The sequence below is a fragment of the Acetobacterium wieringae genome, from assembly GCF_026646375.1.
Lineage (GTDB): Bacteria > Bacillota > Clostridia > Eubacteriales > Eubacteriaceae > Acetobacterium > Acetobacterium wieringae_A.
In genome coordinates this window covers 1-15509 of sequence record NZ_JAIPPU010000006.1, presented here as the reverse complement: position 1 = coordinate 15509, position 15509 = coordinate 1, and the positions used below count along the sequence as shown (strand labels likewise).

Annotated in this window: 20 protein-coding genes, 1 tRNA gene and 1 riboswitch; of the genes, 11 read left to right on the top strand and 10 right to left on the bottom strand. The window is 39.7% G+C overall.

The annotated features are described in order from the left end of the window. Positions 1 to 109 precede the first annotated feature (109 nt). Positions 110 to 868, bottom strand: coding sequence for a folate family ECF transporter S component (locus tag Q7P33_RS06960; RefSeq protein ID WP_303868755.1), 759 nt, complete (start codon positions 866 to 868; stop codon positions 110 to 112). Between the two features lie 52 nt (positions 869 to 920). Further along, a riboswitch (THF riboswitch) is annotated at positions 921 to 1013 on the bottom strand. A gap of 158 nt (positions 1014 to 1171) precedes the next feature. On the opposite strand from Q7P33_RS06960, the gene Q7P33_RS06955 reads away from it, so the two are divergent. Continuing rightward, on the top strand, positions 1172 to 1507 hold the full coding sequence (locus Q7P33_RS06955) for a rubredoxin-like domain-containing protein (protein WP_070372496.1): 336 nt from the start codon (positions 1172 to 1174) through the stop codon (positions 1505 to 1507). A gap of 55 nt (positions 1508 to 1562) precedes the next feature. Further along, positions 1563 to 1638, top strand: a tRNA-Thr gene (locus tag Q7P33_RS06950). A 132-nt stretch (positions 1639 to 1770) separates the two neighbouring features. Here the strand turns inward: Q7P33_RS06950 and Q7P33_RS06945 are convergent. Together Q7P33_RS06945 and Q7P33_RS06940 are read right to left on the bottom strand one after the other, a co-directional pair. Continuing rightward, positions 1771 to 3156, bottom strand: a complete 1386-nt coding sequence (locus tag Q7P33_RS06945) for a tyrosine-type recombinase/integrase (RefSeq protein WP_303868753.1) — start codon at positions 3154 to 3156, stop codon at positions 1771 to 1773. Positions 3157 to 3159: 3 nt separating this feature from the next. Next, positions 3160 to 4053, bottom strand: a complete 894-nt coding sequence (locus Q7P33_RS06940) for a helix-turn-helix domain-containing protein (RefSeq protein WP_303868752.1) — start codon at positions 4051 to 4053, stop codon at positions 3160 to 3162. A gap of 144 nt (positions 4054 to 4197) precedes the next feature. Between Q7P33_RS06940 and Q7P33_RS06935 the strand changes: the two genes are divergently transcribed. From Q7P33_RS06935 to Q7P33_RS06920, 4 genes are all read left to right on the top strand, one after another. Beyond that, positions 4198 to 4383, top strand: coding sequence for a hypothetical protein (locus tag Q7P33_RS06935; protein ID WP_303868751.1), 186 nt, complete (start codon positions 4198 to 4200; stop codon positions 4381 to 4383). Between the two features lies 1 nt (position 4384). Then, on the top strand, positions 4385 to 4669 hold the full coding sequence (locus Q7P33_RS06930; RefSeq protein WP_303868750.1) for a DNA-binding protein: 285 nt from the start codon (positions 4385 to 4387) through the stop codon (positions 4667 to 4669). Positions 4670 to 5109: 440 nt separating this feature from the next. Continuing rightward, positions 5110 to 5895, top strand: a complete 786-nt coding sequence (locus Q7P33_RS06925; RefSeq protein WP_303868748.1) for a hypothetical protein — start codon at positions 5110 to 5112, stop codon at positions 5893 to 5895. A 19-nt stretch (positions 5896 to 5914) separates the two neighbouring features. After that, positions 5915 to 6643, top strand: coding sequence for a Rha family transcriptional regulator (locus tag Q7P33_RS06920; RefSeq protein WP_303868746.1), 729 nt, complete (start codon positions 5915 to 5917; stop codon positions 6641 to 6643). A gap of 1631 nt (positions 6644 to 8274) precedes the next feature. Here Q7P33_RS06920 and Q7P33_RS06915 read toward each other — a convergent pair. The 4 genes from Q7P33_RS06915 to Q7P33_RS06900 all read right to left on the bottom strand — a co-directional run bounded on the left by Q7P33_RS06915 (position 8275) and on the right by Q7P33_RS06900 (position 9974). Beyond that, positions 8275 to 8406 carry a hypothetical protein gene (locus Q7P33_RS06915; protein ID WP_303868745.1) on the bottom strand — a complete coding sequence of 44 codons (132 nt, stop codon included), beginning with the start codon at positions 8404 to 8406 and terminating at the stop codon, positions 8275 to 8277. A gap of 464 nt (positions 8407 to 8870) precedes the next feature. Continuing rightward, entirely contained in the window at positions 8871 to 9281 is a 411-nt protein-coding gene (locus tag Q7P33_RS06910) for a type II toxin-antitoxin system HicB family antitoxin (protein WP_303868743.1), read from the bottom strand. A 31-nt stretch (positions 9282 to 9312) separates the two neighbouring features. Next, positions 9313 to 9495 carry a type II toxin-antitoxin system HicA family toxin gene (locus tag Q7P33_RS06905; RefSeq protein WP_148637594.1) on the bottom strand — a complete coding sequence of 61 codons (183 nt, stop codon included), beginning with the start codon at positions 9493 to 9495 and terminating at the stop codon, positions 9313 to 9315. A 215-nt stretch (positions 9496 to 9710) separates the two neighbouring features. After that, positions 9711 to 9974, bottom strand: a complete 264-nt coding sequence (locus Q7P33_RS06900) for a helix-turn-helix domain-containing protein (RefSeq protein WP_303868741.1) — start codon at positions 9972 to 9974, stop codon at positions 9711 to 9713. 167 nt (positions 9975 to 10141) lie between these two features. Between Q7P33_RS06900 and Q7P33_RS06895 the strand changes: the two genes are divergently transcribed. The 5 genes from Q7P33_RS06895 (at position 10142) to Q7P33_RS06875 (ending at position 11980) form a co-directional block, all read left to right on the top strand. Next, positions 10142 to 10555 (top strand): hypothetical protein, encoded by a 414-nt coding sequence (locus tag Q7P33_RS06895; protein WP_303868739.1) that lies wholly within the window; start codon positions 10142 to 10144, stop codon positions 10553 to 10555. A gap of 34 nt (positions 10556 to 10589) precedes the next feature. Next, positions 10590 to 10874, top strand: a complete 285-nt coding sequence (locus Q7P33_RS06890; protein ID WP_303868737.1) for a hypothetical protein — start codon at positions 10590 to 10592, stop codon at positions 10872 to 10874. After that, entirely contained in the window at positions 10871 to 11137 is a 267-nt protein-coding gene (locus Q7P33_RS06885) for a hypothetical protein (RefSeq protein WP_303868736.1), read from the top strand. The genes Q7P33_RS06890 and Q7P33_RS06885 overlap by 4 nt, the downstream gene beginning before the upstream one ends. Before the next feature lie 322 nt (positions 11138 to 11459). Beyond that, positions 11460 to 11672 carry a hypothetical protein gene (locus tag Q7P33_RS06880; RefSeq protein ID WP_303868734.1) on the top strand — a complete coding sequence of 71 codons (213 nt, stop codon included), beginning with the start codon at positions 11460 to 11462 and terminating at the stop codon, positions 11670 to 11672. A 26-nt stretch (positions 11673 to 11698) separates the two neighbouring features. Next, positions 11699 to 11980: a hypothetical protein gene (locus Q7P33_RS06875; RefSeq protein WP_303868732.1), complete on the top strand. Its 282-nt coding sequence runs from the start codon at positions 11699 to 11701 to the stop codon at positions 11978 to 11980. A gap of 280 nt (positions 11981 to 12260) precedes the next feature. Here Q7P33_RS06875 and Q7P33_RS06870 read toward each other — a convergent pair whose 3' ends face one another. The 3 genes from Q7P33_RS06870 to Q7P33_RS06860 form a co-directional block, all read right to left on the bottom strand. Beyond that, complete coding sequence (locus Q7P33_RS06870) at positions 12261 to 13064, bottom strand: sigma-70 family RNA polymerase sigma factor (protein ID WP_303868731.1); 804 nt, start codon at positions 13062 to 13064, stop codon at positions 12261 to 12263. Positions 13065 to 13870: 806 nt separating this feature from the next. After that, positions 13871 to 14071: a hypothetical protein gene (locus tag Q7P33_RS06865; protein WP_303868730.1), complete on the bottom strand. Its 201-nt coding sequence runs from the start codon at positions 14069 to 14071 to the stop codon at positions 13871 to 13873. Beyond that, positions 14071 to 15509 (bottom strand): aldehyde ferredoxin oxidoreductase C-terminal domain-containing protein (locus tag Q7P33_RS06860; RefSeq protein WP_303868728.1); only part of this gene is annotated, 1439 nt, incomplete at its 5' end. The genes Q7P33_RS06860 and Q7P33_RS06865, both read right to left, overlap by 1 nt.

Here is a 15509-nt window from a genome sequence, read left to right as displayed (position 1 = left end):
TAAAGCGTGATTTTGACAAAAGAAATAATATAGTGAAGAACGTATTTGCTGAAAATGAAAAAAAGTAAAAGAGGCAACAGATAGTGCTGCATCTTTTACTTATTTGTAACTAACGTTGTTTAATGAAGCTGGGAAGGACTTTTAATAAACCAACGAGCATGATTGTATATAACGGAATCAGGAAAATGTTGGTAATGATTCGGGCAGGTAGCAATACAGCAACTGCCTGTCCATAAAGAATGCTCAAAAACCAGGTGTTTAACAATATTGATGTGACCAATTGTGAAACACTGACGATAAACAGAATATGATCACTGCGAAATTCATTGTCAAGATTTGATTTCTTTACAACAATAATGGGGAAGACCGCAAATGCAATCATTAAAGCAATAAAGAGTACAAAGACAATTGTGCTGATCGGTTCACCAGCATAATAAATGGTACCATTGTCGAAACCAAAGGTGCCGGAAACAGCCAGAATAATTGTAGCCAGAACGATAAAAACCAGGTTGAACCATTCCAGATATTTTACTTCTTTTTTTCGCAACAGCATAAAGAGTAAACCCGGAATTAAACCAGTCAACCCACTGGCTAAGGTAAATCCGATAAAGAAAGGGCCACCTGGCTTAATAATAAAGCAGAGGATATCGGATATAAAACCTACGGCGAAACCTGCTAGCGGTCCAAACAGGATACCACTTAGCATAATTGGCAAAGCAGTGATGTTTAACCGTAATGAAGGAAAGCCACCAAGAGGGATGTACACCTCAAACAGAATCTTCAGCACGATGCTGATGGCAATGAGTAGCCCACAGTTCACCATGACCCGGGTTCGGGTGGAACTACTAATAAAAGCATTACTTTTCATAAAACCTCCTTGAGTTTAAAGTAATGCTTCCGCAACCTACAATCTGCATTGTAACAGCGGAAGCGACAAGATACCGCAATGGTCACATTTCGTTTAAAGGCAACTTCCCATCCTTTAACACTTTACGCATCTTGTCTACTCTGGTATTTAATTGTCATCATTTTAACATGCAGTTAAAGGTTTACACAAGGATAAATAATTATCGTTATTTTTTAATCAAAGTGGTAATTATTGTGATTTTGGGTATATAATAGTATCAGTCAAAGAAAAACTGAAAGAAAAAAAGTAAATGGAGGGTAATAAATGAAAAAGCTATGGAAATGTGGTGTCTGCGGTTATAAGATGGAAGGCCTTGAAGCCCCGGAAAATTGTCCTAAATGTGGAGCTCCCCGGGAGCAATTTGCAGCTTTAAGTGACGAAGAGGCTAAAAAAGTATATGACTCCTATGTTACCAACGATATTCATATGGAAGTGATTGGGTTGGCTGAAAAGATTGTTCATCTTTCAAGAAAAGGTGCCGAAATTAATCTGGATCCAGGATGTCTGCATATTTTTCAGAAAGCCGAAGCAGATTGTTATGTCATCAAGGAAATGTGCAAAGCAGAAATAGCTGGTCATATCTCAAAAGGTAAATGGTAAAAAAATATTGAAATGGAGCCAGGGTTTGTGTTATGATAGTGCAGTAAGTTTTACTGCTGGCGTGGCACAGATGGTAGCGCAACTGATTCGTAATCAGTAGGTCGGGGGTTCGATTCCCCCCGCTAGCTCCAGTAAGAATCGCATGAGAGAGCCGTTTTGGTTCTCTTTTTTTATTGCCGAAAAGCTGATTAAGGGCGAAAAACCCATGAGTTGGGGACAATTTGGGGACACTTTTGAAAAATGATAAGCTCAATAGCGAAATGTTATTGAGCTTTGACGGAAGTTTTGATTAAAATATTTTCCAGTGCATCACTGGCTTTTGCGTCGGCCGTATTGATCACATGGGCATAAATATTACCAGTCGTGGAGATATTGGAATGGCCCAGCCGGGAAGACACCGTTTTTAGATCCACACCACTGGCAATAAGGATCGAGGCGTTTGTGTGCCTGAGAGAGTGCAGATGCACCGGCTTTAATCCATGCTTATCGGTAAATTTTTTAAGATAACCGCCGATGGTGTCAAGGTTCATGGGTTCCCCGTTCCATCTGGTGAAGATATAGTCATGATCAATCCATTGATCGCCGACTTTAAGGCGCTCTGTCAGCTGCCAGACTTTATAGCTCCTAAACAGATCAAAGATGAAATCAGGTAGCTTCACGCTACGCTTAGATTTAAAGGTTTTGGGATCCCCTTCAATGATGCCCTGGCCAGTAACATATTTTAAGGCCCGCTTAACGGTAATGATCTTATCTTCAAAGTCGATATCTGACCATTTCAGACCGCCAATCTCACCACGTCTTAAGCCACTGTATATCAGGAGGTTTAGGGCAAGCTTATATTTGATGGGTTCCTCTTCCAGCAGCTCAAGAAATGCCATGGCTTCCTTATCATCCATATAAGCCTGTTCCTTTCGCTCTGTTTTGGGCAGCTCCACACGCTTTTCAATCGGGTTGAAGGGAATAACGCCCCATCTCACAGCGGTATTCATGATGTTATTCAGTAACCGGTGATAATGTAAAACTGTATCATTGGATACTTGTTTTTGAGGGTTTGTTGATATGAAGAGGCTGTCAAAGTCTTTACCAATAGCATCGGCCACCTTACGGGCGATTTCAAGAGTAGTGTTACCACCTTTTTTAAGACGCCTGAGTGTATCATCATTAATCCCGGCTTTTTCTGAGATGTCCCTCTGCTTCATTTTGGCCACAATGGTTAGGTATTCAGGCGTAACCTGGTATTTCTCTCCGCCACGCATACCAGTACCGGCTTTGATCAGATTATAAAAGTCCTGTATATGCTTTGAGGTAATCTTTCCCATTTTCAAGTGTCCCAGATGTTCAGCAATTTTCAATGAGAGATCCTGATAACCTTTTACCGTCACCGGGGAGAGGTTCTTATTACCCACATAATTTTTAAACCAGATTTCAATAAAATCAATGAGCTTCGTGTTACTGTCCATGACGTAGCCCAGATTGCATTTTTCCTCAAACTCCAGGGCTGCCCTGTCCAGATCCTTCTTTAATTTGGTGGGGCTTAATCCCTCTGGGGGTTTATAGTTCATAGTGTGTTTAATTCTTTTGCCGTTAACATCGAAACCGCCAGAAACAACGATCCGGAAGGCATTTCCTCGCTTTTCTATGTTGGCCATGGGTTAGTCCTCCTCTTCTTTTATAGCCTCTTCTATTATTTTATCAAGTTCTAAATCGTCGACACCTTCAGCAATAAGTGCGGTTTTAAATTCGTTTTTAAATGAATCCGCAATTTCATCAAAATGTATTTGATCAAGCGATAAAGAAAGGTTAATTTCTTCTAATGTCTCTGGATGTGTTTTTTGACGGATGCTTGCTTTAACGCCTTTACGTTCATTTTGGTTTCTCATTTCAGCCAATGAATCTTTAATTGTGTCAAAAAAAACTGTGTCAATAATCCGTTGAGTACTAATTTCGCTAACTGAAGTGTCTTCGATTTTAATATCTAAATAGCTTTTTTTATCTACGATACCATTAAAGTACTCTTCAATTAACAAAAGTGGGCCTTCGATATGACCATTGCTGAATGAAAGCAGATCTTTAGAGGATTTTAAAATATTATGGAGTTCCGTTCGCACTTCAGTATCAGAAGAAAGGCAACTTCTATATCTTGAATTATAAGATAAAGCAAGACATTCGGGGTTATCCTCATACTCTATCAATTCGTTCAATGTCGGTATTAAAATACCAGGCAAATATTTATTGAACCTTTTTAGTTTATCAATTGCCTCGCAGCTCAAACCTGTAATTTCATGAATCTTCTGATCATCGATATTAGAAGTTCTTTGGTCCGTGATTCCAAGCAGATAATCAGCTGATACATGAAAATAATTAGCTATTTTATAAAGTCTCTCAACATTTGGTTGTACACTTCCTTCCATATACTGAGCAATAGCCTGTCTTGTAATTTTGGTAATATCAGCTAAATTCTTTTGCGTAGTTCCAAATTCATTCATCAAATCCCTCAACCGCATTGCAAAATTACTTTCGTAACCAGTAAATATTACCTCTTCCATATTAAACACCTCCAAATGTAAGTATATCTAGCATTTTTTTATTATGTGCAATTTTTAATTGCACAACTGCAGCTCTTGCCTTATAATTAATTATAGCAAGAATAAACAACAACTACAACTATTTTATAAAAAGGAGCTAACAAGATGAATAACAAAGATATTAAAGATTCAATTAAAAATGCAGGTTTATACCAATGGATGATTGCGGATCGGATTAACATGGCAGATTCAACCTTTTATCGCAAAATGCGTCACGAACTGCCAGAAGAGGAAAAACAGAAGATTTATAATGCAATTGAGGAATTAAAGAAAGAAAAGGAGGCGGTATAACATGAAAACCCCAAGAATGAGAACCATCCCTCAAAGCGCTGAGGAATTAAAAGCCCTAGATCAGAACACCTCACTCACAGAATGCGCCATCAGACGGCTTGTAGATCAAGGTAAGATCAAATGCGTAAAGGCCGGGCGAAAAAAATTAATCAATTTGGATCAGCTTATCAATTATTTGAGTGACCCGTTTGCGGAAGATGCCCCAGAAGAGGCACTGGCTAAAAAGGAAAAGGTGATCTCTTTAGAAAGAATGGAGGCATACAAGAAAAATATCGGAATTTTGTAAATGGACGGGAAAAAGGCGATTGTCATTCATGGGACATTGTCAACAGCATAACGTAATTAAATGGGAAGGTTCCAGCAGTCTGACATCTTGGCAGACTTCCGGCCTCTTCCCATTAATTTTATGACAAAGCAAGCGATGGGGTAACGATTCGTGACGCCATTGGCAGAAAGTACCAGAAAAAGACATGAAAAAACTCTCCCAGGCACGCCATACCATAGAGGAGAGTTTTAAAAGAGTGTTGTGTTTTTATCACAAATAACTGAATAAGAAAAGACCGCTGCTAAAGCTTGGATGCTATAGCGTTCTTTAAATAACCTGTTATCTAATTATACCTTTTTATATGATGGATAACAAGTAAAAAACGGCTGAGTAATCAGCTTTTAGACTTGATAAGGTTATTAATCTACCGACAATATCTTTCACAATGAGGGGTTATCAAAATGCCATACATCAAAGAGACCTGCAGAGCTGGCAAAACCATTGAAATAACAAAACGGTTTACGACCAGGTTTAATATAAAAGGAATTACCAGAGGTGAGAATCATAAGCCAACGCCGGAGCAGATGCAAAAGATCAATGAGAGGAATTCAGAAACAAATCTGAGAAGGCTCATTAATACAAATTATGGCCCAGGTGATTTGCATATTGTTCTTACCTATGCAAAGGAAAAAAGGCTGGCACCAGAAGAGGCGAAGATTGAGCTTGAAAAGTTTATCCGGAAGATTCGGGCAGAGTACCGAAAAAATGAAGAGGAGCTCAGGTATATCATAGTCACGGAATATAAAAATAAATCCATTCACCATCATCTAATTGCAAACACGATAGATCCTGTGACAGTAAAAGATTTTGCAAGGTTATGGCAAAAAGGCCGGGTTAAATTCACATACCTTGATGATACCGGCCAATATAGTGAATTGGCCCATTATCTGATTAAAGAGACAAGAAAAACCTTTAGAGAAACCGGCAGCCCTTCAAAGAAGCGATGGAATGCCAGTAAAAACCTAAAGAAGCCGGAAATTAAGAAAGAAATCATTAAAGCAAAAGAATGGCGTAAGGTGCCGGAGCCAGTTAAAGGGTACATCATTGAGACTGACAGCATCCGGGAGGGCTTCCATGATTTCACTGGGTGGCCATACCAGGTATATCGCATGATCAGGGTGGCAAAAGAAGAGGTCATTACCCAAAAAAGAGCAAATCGATTATCAAAGCCGAAAATCCGGCCATGAAACCAGAGAGGAAAATGAAATGAACGATTTAATCAATATTGAAAACAAAGACGGTTTGTTATTTGTCAGCAGCAGGGAGATTGCGGAAAGATTTGAGAAGAGGCATAATGATGTCGTAAAGGTGATTGAAAGCAAAATCCATATTTTAACTACGGAAAATTTCGTAGTTAACACTTATTTTATTGAGAGCTCATTTTTACATAATGGGAATGAATACAAAGAATTTTTACTTACACGAGATGGATTTAGTTTTATAGCCATGGGGTTTACTGGTTCGAAGGCTGATGTCTGGAGACTTAGATATATTGAGGCGTTTAACCAGATGGAAAGCGAGATCAAAAGGATAAATCAGCCACAGGGAGAGGAATTCATGGCGCTGGCTGTTCTTCAAGCACAGAAGATAATTGACTCAAGAGATGCTCAGTTGCGAGATCAAAGGTCAAAGGTTCTTCTGGCAGAGGCGTTAACAGCGAGCGAAACTTCAATTGAAGTAGGAGAACTAGCCAAAATATTGACACAAAATGGTGTGGACACTGGGCCAAATAAGTTGTTTGACTGGCTTAGAACAAACAAATATGTATATTATGACGGAAAATACAATATACCAATGCAGGAATACATTAATAATGGCTTGCTTGAAATTGAGCATGTCCCATTTACGAAACCATATGGTGAACATGACGTAAGCATTAAGACAATGGTCACGGTAAAAGGGCAGGAGTATTTTATTAAAAAGTTCCTGGGGTGATTCGCTCATGGACGTAATGGCATTGATAATGGCGCAGCATGACGGGGTAATTGCCTTTTAATATGAACATATGTTCAGTGAAAAAAGGGTGGTAAAAAGCATAAGGTTAGATCAAGGTGTTTTAATTTGATATATTGGCGAACCATAAGAGGTTAAGCATACCACTGGAATAAAGAAAACATCGGTAAGAAGAGGTCATTCAATAGGGTTCAAGAATCATCAGAAAAAACGTTCCCACATGTGAGGGGGGTGGCTCATGCTGCAGGTGGCGTTGGCCAGTGATCCGGAAGAGCCGGGATCCGGGATACACCATGGGCCACACTCCCGGTCATAAAAAAAATGGGTTTAAAGATACGGGTCGTCATTCGATAGGGTTCAAGAATCATTAGGGATCTTCTTCTTGCGATAGTTTTTTATGAGAAATATTATAAACGGATTGGGAGCGGATGGCCACGGCTCCCAGCGCTTGCCAAAATAGAAGTTAATGGAGTATTGCCCATGATCCTCGCTGACCTAACAGGGGGCGTTTTGTCCCTGAATTTTCACCACCTTAAGAACTGTAAAACACAAGCCATTAATAAGCTGCAAATAGGGCAAGGTTATAGCAAGGTAATAAGTTGCACACTGCACAAGTAAAAGCAATAGGAGTAGGTTCAAGCGATATATCAAGCCCCCGGGGGTGTGCGATTTAGTAATCAGCTGCACATTGCATAGGGTTCCCAATTTGCACACACACTTTATTTTTGACTTTTTGAATAATAATTCCATGAAAATAAGCGATTACATGTACTTTCAAGAAAGCAGTATGAATCATAAAGTTAATAATCACAATCTAAATTTGAATTATGTCCATGTTAAGCGCTATGGAATACACTAAGAAGGAACCATTGTACACCACGTAAAGAACAGGTAAAACTATTCAGAGCTACAGTATGACGTGGTTAATGGGATAATCATTTGTGCTAAACACCGGCAACGACGAGCAACCCGGAAAAGGAACAAAGGCAATGAAGACGATGAGAAGATTAAAAAAATGCTGTAGCCGAGCCAATCCCCCCACCTTAAATGAAGAATTCCAAAAAACATTTTCATTGGATAGGGTAACTTCTTCCAATAGAGCGAATGCAGGAAATATTTTTTTTAGCAATCTTGACCTCTTCTTGGAAAATGAATATTGTGGAAAAAACACCGGCGAAAAATTGCGCCGATCTGGTAACCAGTGAGAATTCGGTGGGGTAAATATCAGCGATGAATTTTCAGCTTTGACAGCGTGAAAAAACATCGGTCGAAAATTCAACCGATCTTGCCAGTCCTCAAAATTGAGGTGTGAATTTAACCCATGAAAATTCGGGGGTTAATCTAATGTCGGGATTACCGACTTTAGAAAACTTCATAACACCGGATTTTTCCGTTATACCGGGTGTGCCCAAAATTGGACAGGTTCAAAACATGGGTTTTGGTGGGTGGTAAAACGCCATATACCCAGTTTGGGGAGACCGGTGGGTAGCAAAACACGACACACCCCGGATTAAGGCACACCAATTATAAAAAATGGCCTGGTACAGGTTATACCGTACCTGAAGATGTCCCCAATTTTGGGGAGAGGTATTACCAAGTTGGGCGTACCCCCTTTAAGGTCCTACCATATTGGAAACCCCTTCAGGGGCCGGGGATCTGGCACCGACACGAATGACGGTAGCTAATTGTTTGCCGGTTGTTTGCAGATACTGGAGCCAGGGCCAGATGTGGGATAATTCCATCATATCTCGTTCCTCAATTTGGAGGAGCGAAACCGGCTGTCAAAACCATAATCAGTTGAACTCGGACATTTTTGTCCAAGTTGGCGAAACCGGTTGTCGGTAAAGCTGATATCTGAAGCCTGATGTCCTTTAAACGGACAGTTGAACTGTCAAGATTATTGACTTTACAGGCTATTGTGACGGACTGTCACTTTAGAAGCCGGATGTGCAGATCATGCATATCTGAAAAGTGCATAATGTGCATTTTAGAACAGCGGCCCACGGTGGACAGTTTTGACCATCGTCTTTTACTCAAATTTGAGCAAATAAAAAAGCCAAGGCGCTGGCCCGGGCTTCTATGATTTCTTCCGATGGAGTCCCAATTCAGGACACCATCTTTATACCCGGCAATTTGGAGGATATGAAATCCGGATCATTATTATAAAGGTCGCTGAACTCTGTAAATTCTTCATTGCCTATTTTGACGCTCAACGCAGAACCTCTCTTTTCACATTGAGATAATCAATCAAAGCAGCTTCCAGCAACTTCGAATAATTAACATGCCTGGATTCAGCAGCATCTTTAAGCCATGCCGGAATAGTGACGTTAGTCTTAACACGGCGGTTCTCCATATCATTCTTTACCAGATCAGGTAAAACAGTAACGGCGGTCATGATCCCGTCTTCTACATCTTCCTTTGCCAGGGCTTTTGATGGTGCTGGAAGAGGATCACCATCTTTTTCCATACCATATATATGCAGCTCCAGCGCTTCCCTTGCCATTTGCTGAGCCTCTTCAATGTCTTTCCCAAAACTGATACAACCGGGTAAATCCGGAAAATAAACGCCGTAACCATCAGAAGACGGCTCCAATACTGCCAAATAAGTTAATTTACGCATGATTTCCACTCCTTTTCATAGGGTGACAGGGCTATTTAAGCCCTGCCTGTTTGAGGATGCTGTTAAGTGTTCCCTTGGGAAGATCACCCGAGTGTTTAACAACGGTGACTTTCCCTTCCTTTGTTGGGTGCTTCATCTGAACATGTGAACCATTGGTTTCAATTTCAAACCAACCGTCCTTTTTCAGGATCTTCATTATTTCCCGTGTTGTCATTTGCTATCCTCCCTACGCCTATATTATACGCCTAAATTATACGCACGTCAAGGAACTGTTAATAAAATGAAGCTGGATAAGCCGATTTAAACGGTTTTGTTTATGGTAGGAATAAGATTACACCAGATTCAAGAGGGAGTTAAAATGCGGGGGGATCTGGCCAATAATTTGCATGAAAAAAGAAGAGGTCTTTGATTGATCCTCTCCTTACGGGCCTATTCTTGGGGTTCTGTTTGATCTGTTAGTGCTGGTGGTCTGAGATCATCAGTTGAAAGGGGGATTTTTATATCACCATCCATGTCAAAATATAATTTGCATCCTAAAAAAGCGCTGATGCGTATCAAATCTTCTGCTGAAAAGCTCCCTCTTGTAAATTTGTTTCGCATTGACTGTGGAGTGATCCCTAAATAATCGGCCAGGTCTTTATTTTTAACCCCTTTTAATTGCAATAATGATTTTATTTTATCAGATACTGACATTAAGCACACCTCCTTTTAAATATATTATAACTTGTTTTTGAGTTGAAAGCAATCAAATAAAACAATAAAATACTCAAAATAGTGTATTTAGTAATTGACAACATACTCATTAAGATTTATAATATACTCAATAAGATGTATTTGACAAATTGAAAGGAGACCACAACATGTATAACCGATCAGAAATCGCAAGAACCGCCAACAAACTGGTAACCACCGGATTAACCAAAAGCCAGGCATTTAAAAGAGCCTGGGAGCTGGCCAAGGGAAAAGCCCTTGTTGTTAAGGGGGTCACCCAGGGCAAGAGACAGACCGCCATTGACCACATGAAGCAATATGACCCATCAGAAATCACGATCAGTCTTGAAAGAAACACTACCGGATATTTTGAAGAGGATGCCATTGAAGTGGTGGCCACGATCCACGGCAATTCCTACTGTGTAGGCTATTTGGCCTCTTCGGTTGCTGAATGGTTATCAAAGGTCATGGACTTCGGAACGGCCTTAAAAGGGGCATTAAAACAAATTGTTGGTGGTAATGGTTTATATTATGGTTTGAGGATAAAAGCACAGATTGCTTAGGGAGAGGCTGCACCTCTTCCGGACGGGAGGAAAAATGCTAAACAGTGTTCAGGTAAAAGAATTATTTGAAAAAGAGGCCGTCTTATTTGGTAATGCGGACGGTGTTTTAATTAACCGAGCGATAGAATTGTTTGGAAAAAAAGCGGTTGATTTTGGAAGTAATTATCTCAATGGGTGGGCAAGTGGATTTGGCATCGGAGATTTTACAGCTTATTATTTAAAATTCTCAGGCTTCCAGCAAGCTGCCACCTTTGCCAATGTGGAAGAAATACAAAGGATAATAAAATCTAGTCGAAAAAAGGAGAGTATCAAATCATGAATGTTTTTGAAAAGTACACAAATAGCATTAAAGGTAATCATTTAAGTATGTTATTGGATTCTGTTGAGAACCGAGATGATTATTTAGACATACCAGAATTTTTAATAGTAGCAGACGAATTTGTAACTCTAATGAATCAAATTGAGGATAAGGCGTTATTTCTTAGATTAGAAAAGATGCTTGACGATCTCATATACTTGGCAAAATACCAAGGATTTAAAATAGGTTTCAATGAAGCATTCAACTTGCTGAAAATGGTGTAAGCAAATGAGAGTATGAAGAGGATAAGCCCTCTTCATGGTTACAGACATAAGGAAGAAATAACCATGAAAATAAAATAGAAAAAGATCTGGGCCTATCTCGATGGGGTAAAACTGGTGGATGTGCTCCAGGCAGCGCTTGACAACAATCTGACAGTGGAAGATGTTAAGCGCCTCTTAATTAAAGAAAATACCGGCCACGATGTGACATTTAAAGTAATATGATGTAGGCCACGACGGCAACCGGAACGATCACGCAGCCAGGAAGGGGGAACTGAGCCAGGGCGACCTTTTCCAGTGCAGCAAATGAAGGGAGAAATGGAGAATGAATAGGCAAAAACGCATGATAATACTGGATAAGCTTATTAAAAGTAAAAAGGAACAAATGATAGAATTCGAGGATAGTATTGAAACAACCAGATTGATTCTATTTGAAATATACGGGATGCTTAGTTTTGCCTATAGAATCGGTGATATTTCGGCAAAAGAACGTGATTACAGAACTCAGGATATTGATTTGTTCTGGGAACAATTATAGATAAAATTGAAGAGGAGATATGATAAATGAATACTTATCAAAAGCTTTGTAATGGAATTGGGAACGATAGTCTGGCTGCTTTATTGGAATCAATAGAAAGCAGAGATTCTTATCAAGATTCCCCGGAATATGACGAATTAATCACTTATTTCTATCATTTGTTGGAGAAAATACACGATGACGAAATACGGAAAGATATTGAAGAAACGTCTACTTGTTGTGCCAGTGCTGCCATGTACCAGGGTTTTGTATTGGGGTTCCAGGAAGCGGTAAACCTCTTAACAGGCGGGGTTAAGCATGATCAGTAGTGGGGGGCATAAAAAACTTTTAGCACCTCGTGACGGTCGCGATGTCTAACCAGGCAGGAACGAAAATCTGGAAATTTAGGGTAAGGGGGGGCTATATTTGCTGAATCCTTATTAAAAAAAACAGATAAACAATCACCCTGATTAAGAGTGACGGCTCAGAACATAAAAGAAACCGCCTTTTTGTGAAGGGCGGTTTCTCTATTTGGGGACGGTATAATTGACAGAACGAATCGTTTTAGCAGGTCAAAGCATAAAGCTGGCAAGTTACCGGCAAATTAAATTACAGCCCAAGCATATCAAGAAAATAATCAATAGATTCCAGATCTTCCAGGTCTTCCAGCTTTTGAGCATAAAGATAAGGGTTACGCTGGCTGTGTTTTATCAGCTTTGGGAGAAGAGTATTACAAACATACTCATCTCTGTATTTGGCCATCAATTCTTTGCCGGCAGAGGAAGCACGGATCCTTCGCAAACCCTTGGCAGTCCATTGTCGGGCCCTCTCCGGAGAAACACCATATAAAGCTGATATTTCTTTCAAAGTGTACTCATGTCCATTTAAGCCATGATTTAAAATGAGAGCATTCTTTTCTTTATCGTCAGGATTGAAAACACGATCCATCACATGGAAGAGGTCTTCTCGTAAGATTAAGCGGTCAACCTCTTCATTGGCCAGATGAAAGGCATTAAGGGCTGATGGATCTTCTATTAAATCCATGAATGTTGTTTCATCAGCTCCAGGAATCAGCTCATGAGCGCTGATCACATGACACAGGTCACTTTCCCGGTCGCTCCTCTTCTCCCAGGGAGAGGAAAACCTCAATCCTCTGGAGATATGCCCTTTAATGGCTACACCGGCATAAGTTGAGAATTTGACATCATAATCAGGATCAAACCCTTTAGCAGCTTCAATCAAGCCAATATTCCCCAATTGAACCAGATCATCACGTTCAAGATATGATATTTCAGTGAGATTATAGTATTGATTAACAAAATGATGGATAAGGCCCTGGTTATTTTCAATGATTTGATCCAGTGCTGATTTGTCCCCATTACGATAAGCCATAACCAATTCTTCATTAGACATGATGTTTCTCCCGTTTTTATTTTATTATATCATTAAAACGGCTTTATAATCAGCTTTATAAACCCACGACTTGGGGACAATTTGGGGACACTTTTAAATTTTTTGAGGATTTTTGATTGTTTTTCATGACGGTTTATAAGAAAATGAGTTAGTAGAATGGCTATTTAATGGGAAATATGAAGATGGTGAGAGATGGTGTTGTTTAATATGATTAATTCGTAATCAGTAGGTCGGGGGTTCGATTCCCCCCGCTAGCTCCAGTAAAAAATAATATTTATTTAAAAGAATGGCTGTAATTAGCGGTTCTTTTTTTTATTTCTTGAATTATGTCTCCACCAAAAGTGTGACCTACTGTGAAAAATCAAAAAACTCTGGCTATTTCTGCTATTTTGCCCCTATTTTTTGTCGTATTTTTCACAACACCTTGGTTATGTCAATACCGTTTAGAAATTCACTTATGGGGAGTTTAATAATGATTTTGATAATAAGACAGCACTGCTGGTTTATGAAGCATTTGCCGGGATCAGATACCGGTTGGATCGGATTTAAATTTCCATACCGACCAGGGAAGTAAATTTAAAAACAATGTGATTGATGGAGTCATTAAGTCGTTCAATACTATGCGATCCTTGAGCAATAAAGGCTGCCAATATTAATTATTGACAGCCTTTGAATCATGTGCAAAAATAGTCTTGAAATTTAATCTTTAAATCTGCACTTCAATTTTTCATTAATCTGGAATGCGTAAAAGCACAAAATAATTTACACTCTCTACAAACAAATTACAGCACAAATTACGATTACAATTAGCCGCCTCCGATTAGTTTTAAAACAGTTATTTTCATATTGTCTTGGGCTAGCTGATTTCCTAAATCAATTCGTGATAGTACACGACCATCCACAATAACAATATTCGTCCCATCAAGTGCTACGCCATATTTCATAAAAAATTTGTCCAGCGTCAACCCAGGACAAACATGATAATCTATACCATTAATAGTAATCATCAGAAATCAAACAAAACTTCCAATTCCAAATCATTAATGTCAAATAACGAACCAGTAGCAGGTGATCTGTCTGTATAGAAGAACTCGGGGAGACGGTCATCTTTAGCTGTCATACCAGCCATTTTATTGTATCCTCTTTCAGTAAGAAGGGTAGTTACGCCGATGGTTGCCACGCGGGTAAATTCTGAAGTTCCTCCATAAAGAGCTGCCATTAGTTCCCCAAGTAAAGGAAGAACAGGAACAGTATGAGCAAAAGCGAAAAGACACATCATACTGTCGGCAAAACACATAGCCACCTGTAATTTATTGGAAGCATAGGCTTGGCCCGTTCGACCAGCATCATCAAATGCTCGACCCATGGTAAGGCCAGCGGTGTGGTCAGCACCCATAGGACTAGTTGCATAGGTGATACCCGTTCCTTTGGTGTTTCTAGGATCATATCCTGCCATGCTCTGGTGTTTAACGACTGGTATTCGTTTACATCCCAGGTATAATCCCACAGCTTCACAACCTTGACCAAGTAGATTCCCGAATTCTGTTCCCTCTTTCAATTCATTCAAAAGACCCATTACAGCAGGAATATCTCCCCACTCAATTTTTCCTGCATCCATACAAACTGCAATGGAATTGGCTGTTTCCATCGTATCGACACCGATATCGTCACATAATCGATCCATTCGGGCAATGGCATCCAAATCAGAAATATGACAATTTGGTCCGAATAATGCAATCGTTTCGTATTCAAAACCAGATGTTATATAATTTCCGTTCGGATCATTGTAGCAATTAGAACAGTGCACTACACACCCTGGTTGACAGGGAATCTGATTTCTTCCCCCGCTTGATTCCAGCTTATCTAAAAACGCTTGTGCGCCAACTTTTTCATAATCGCCAAAAAACTTCCCTGAAAAATTATCGACAGGTAAAATGCCGGAGGCACCGGAAATATCCGTTGTCGCTGCGGTTCCAATAATGCTGAACGGGTCAGTTTTCGCCCCTTCAGCGATCACTTTATTAAGCTGTAAACAAACTTTTTTAAACTTGTCCTTATCAGCATATGTCACTTCAAATTTTTTAACGGGTTCCTCAATAACGACAGCCTTTAGTCCTTTACTTCCTAAAACTGCAGCGATTCCTCCCCGTGCAGCAGCACGGCTGGGATGGCCTGATTTAAACTCGGTGATCTGAATCGAAGCATTTTTATAAAGACGCTCTCCGGCACACCCAATGGATATGACTGCGCAAGCATCACCGTAGGTTTGTTTCATCGATTCTGCAAATTCATAATTATTACAACACTTATAAATAGCAGCATCTTTTAAGGTTGCATTGCCATCGGCGCCGATGTGAAGTATCCATAATCCGTTTTCTTCTGGTATATCCTGGAGTGTTATCATAAAAGTGCAGTCCCAAATTGCAAGGAAATGAGGTAAAATAA

Coding starts and splice junctions, on each gene's coding strand:
- Q7P33_RS06960 (WP_303868755.1), bottom strand. CDS start 868: ATGAAAAGTAATGCTTTTATTAGTAGTTCCACCCGAACCCGGGTCATG.
- Q7P33_RS06955 (WP_070372496.1), top strand. CDS start 1,172: ATGAAAAAGCTATGGAAATGTGGTGTCTGCGGTTATAAGATGGAAGGC.
- Q7P33_RS06945 (WP_303868753.1), bottom strand. CDS start 3,156: ATGGCCAACATAGAAAAGCGAGGAAATGCCTTCCGGATCGTTGTTTCT.
- Q7P33_RS06940 (WP_303868752.1), bottom strand. CDS start 4,053: ATGGAAGAGGTAATATTTACTGGTTACGAAAGTAATTTTGCAATGCGG.
- Q7P33_RS06935 (WP_303868751.1), top strand. CDS start 4,198: ATGAATAACAAAGATATTAAAGATTCAATTAAAAATGCAGGTTTATAC.
- Q7P33_RS06930 (WP_303868750.1), top strand. CDS start 4,385: ATGAAAACCCCAAGAATGAGAACCATCCCTCAAAGCGCTGAGGAATTA.
- Q7P33_RS06925 (WP_303868748.1), top strand. CDS start 5,110: ATGCCATACATCAAAGAGACCTGCAGAGCTGGCAAAACCATTGAAATA.
- Q7P33_RS06920 (WP_303868746.1), top strand. CDS start 5,915: ATGAACGATTTAATCAATATTGAAAACAAAGACGGTTTGTTATTTGTC.
- Q7P33_RS06915 (WP_303868745.1), bottom strand. CDS start 8,406: ATGATGGAATTATCCCACATCTGGCCCTGGCTCCAGTATCTGCAAACA.
- Q7P33_RS06910 (WP_303868743.1), bottom strand. CDS start 9,281: ATGCGTAAATTAACTTATTTGGCAGTATTGGAGCCGTCTTCTGATGGT.
- Q7P33_RS06905 (WP_148637594.1), bottom strand. CDS start 9,495: ATGACAACACGGGAAATAATGAAGATCCTGAAAAAGGACGGTTGGTTT.
- Q7P33_RS06900 (WP_303868741.1), bottom strand. CDS start 9,974: ATGTCAGTATCTGATAAAATAAAATCATTATTGCAATTAAAAGGGGTT.
- Q7P33_RS06895 (WP_303868739.1), top strand. CDS start 10,142: ATGTATAACCGATCAGAAATCGCAAGAACCGCCAACAAACTGGTAACC.
- Q7P33_RS06890 (WP_303868737.1), top strand. CDS start 10,590: ATGCTAAACAGTGTTCAGGTAAAAGAATTATTTGAAAAAGAGGCCGTC.
- Q7P33_RS06885 (WP_303868736.1), top strand. CDS start 10,871: ATGAATGTTTTTGAAAAGTACACAAATAGCATTAAAGGTAATCATTTA.
- Q7P33_RS06880 (WP_303868734.1), top strand. CDS start 11,460: ATGAATAGGCAAAAACGCATGATAATACTGGATAAGCTTATTAAAAGT.
- Q7P33_RS06875 (WP_303868732.1), top strand. CDS start 11,699: ATGAATACTTATCAAAAGCTTTGTAATGGAATTGGGAACGATAGTCTG.
- Q7P33_RS06870 (WP_303868731.1), bottom strand. CDS start 13,064: ATGTCTAATGAAGAATTGGTTATGGCTTATCGTAATGGGGACAAATCA.
- Q7P33_RS06865 (WP_303868730.1), bottom strand. CDS start 14,071: ATGATTACTATTAATGGTATAGATTATCATGTTTGTCCTGGGTTGACG.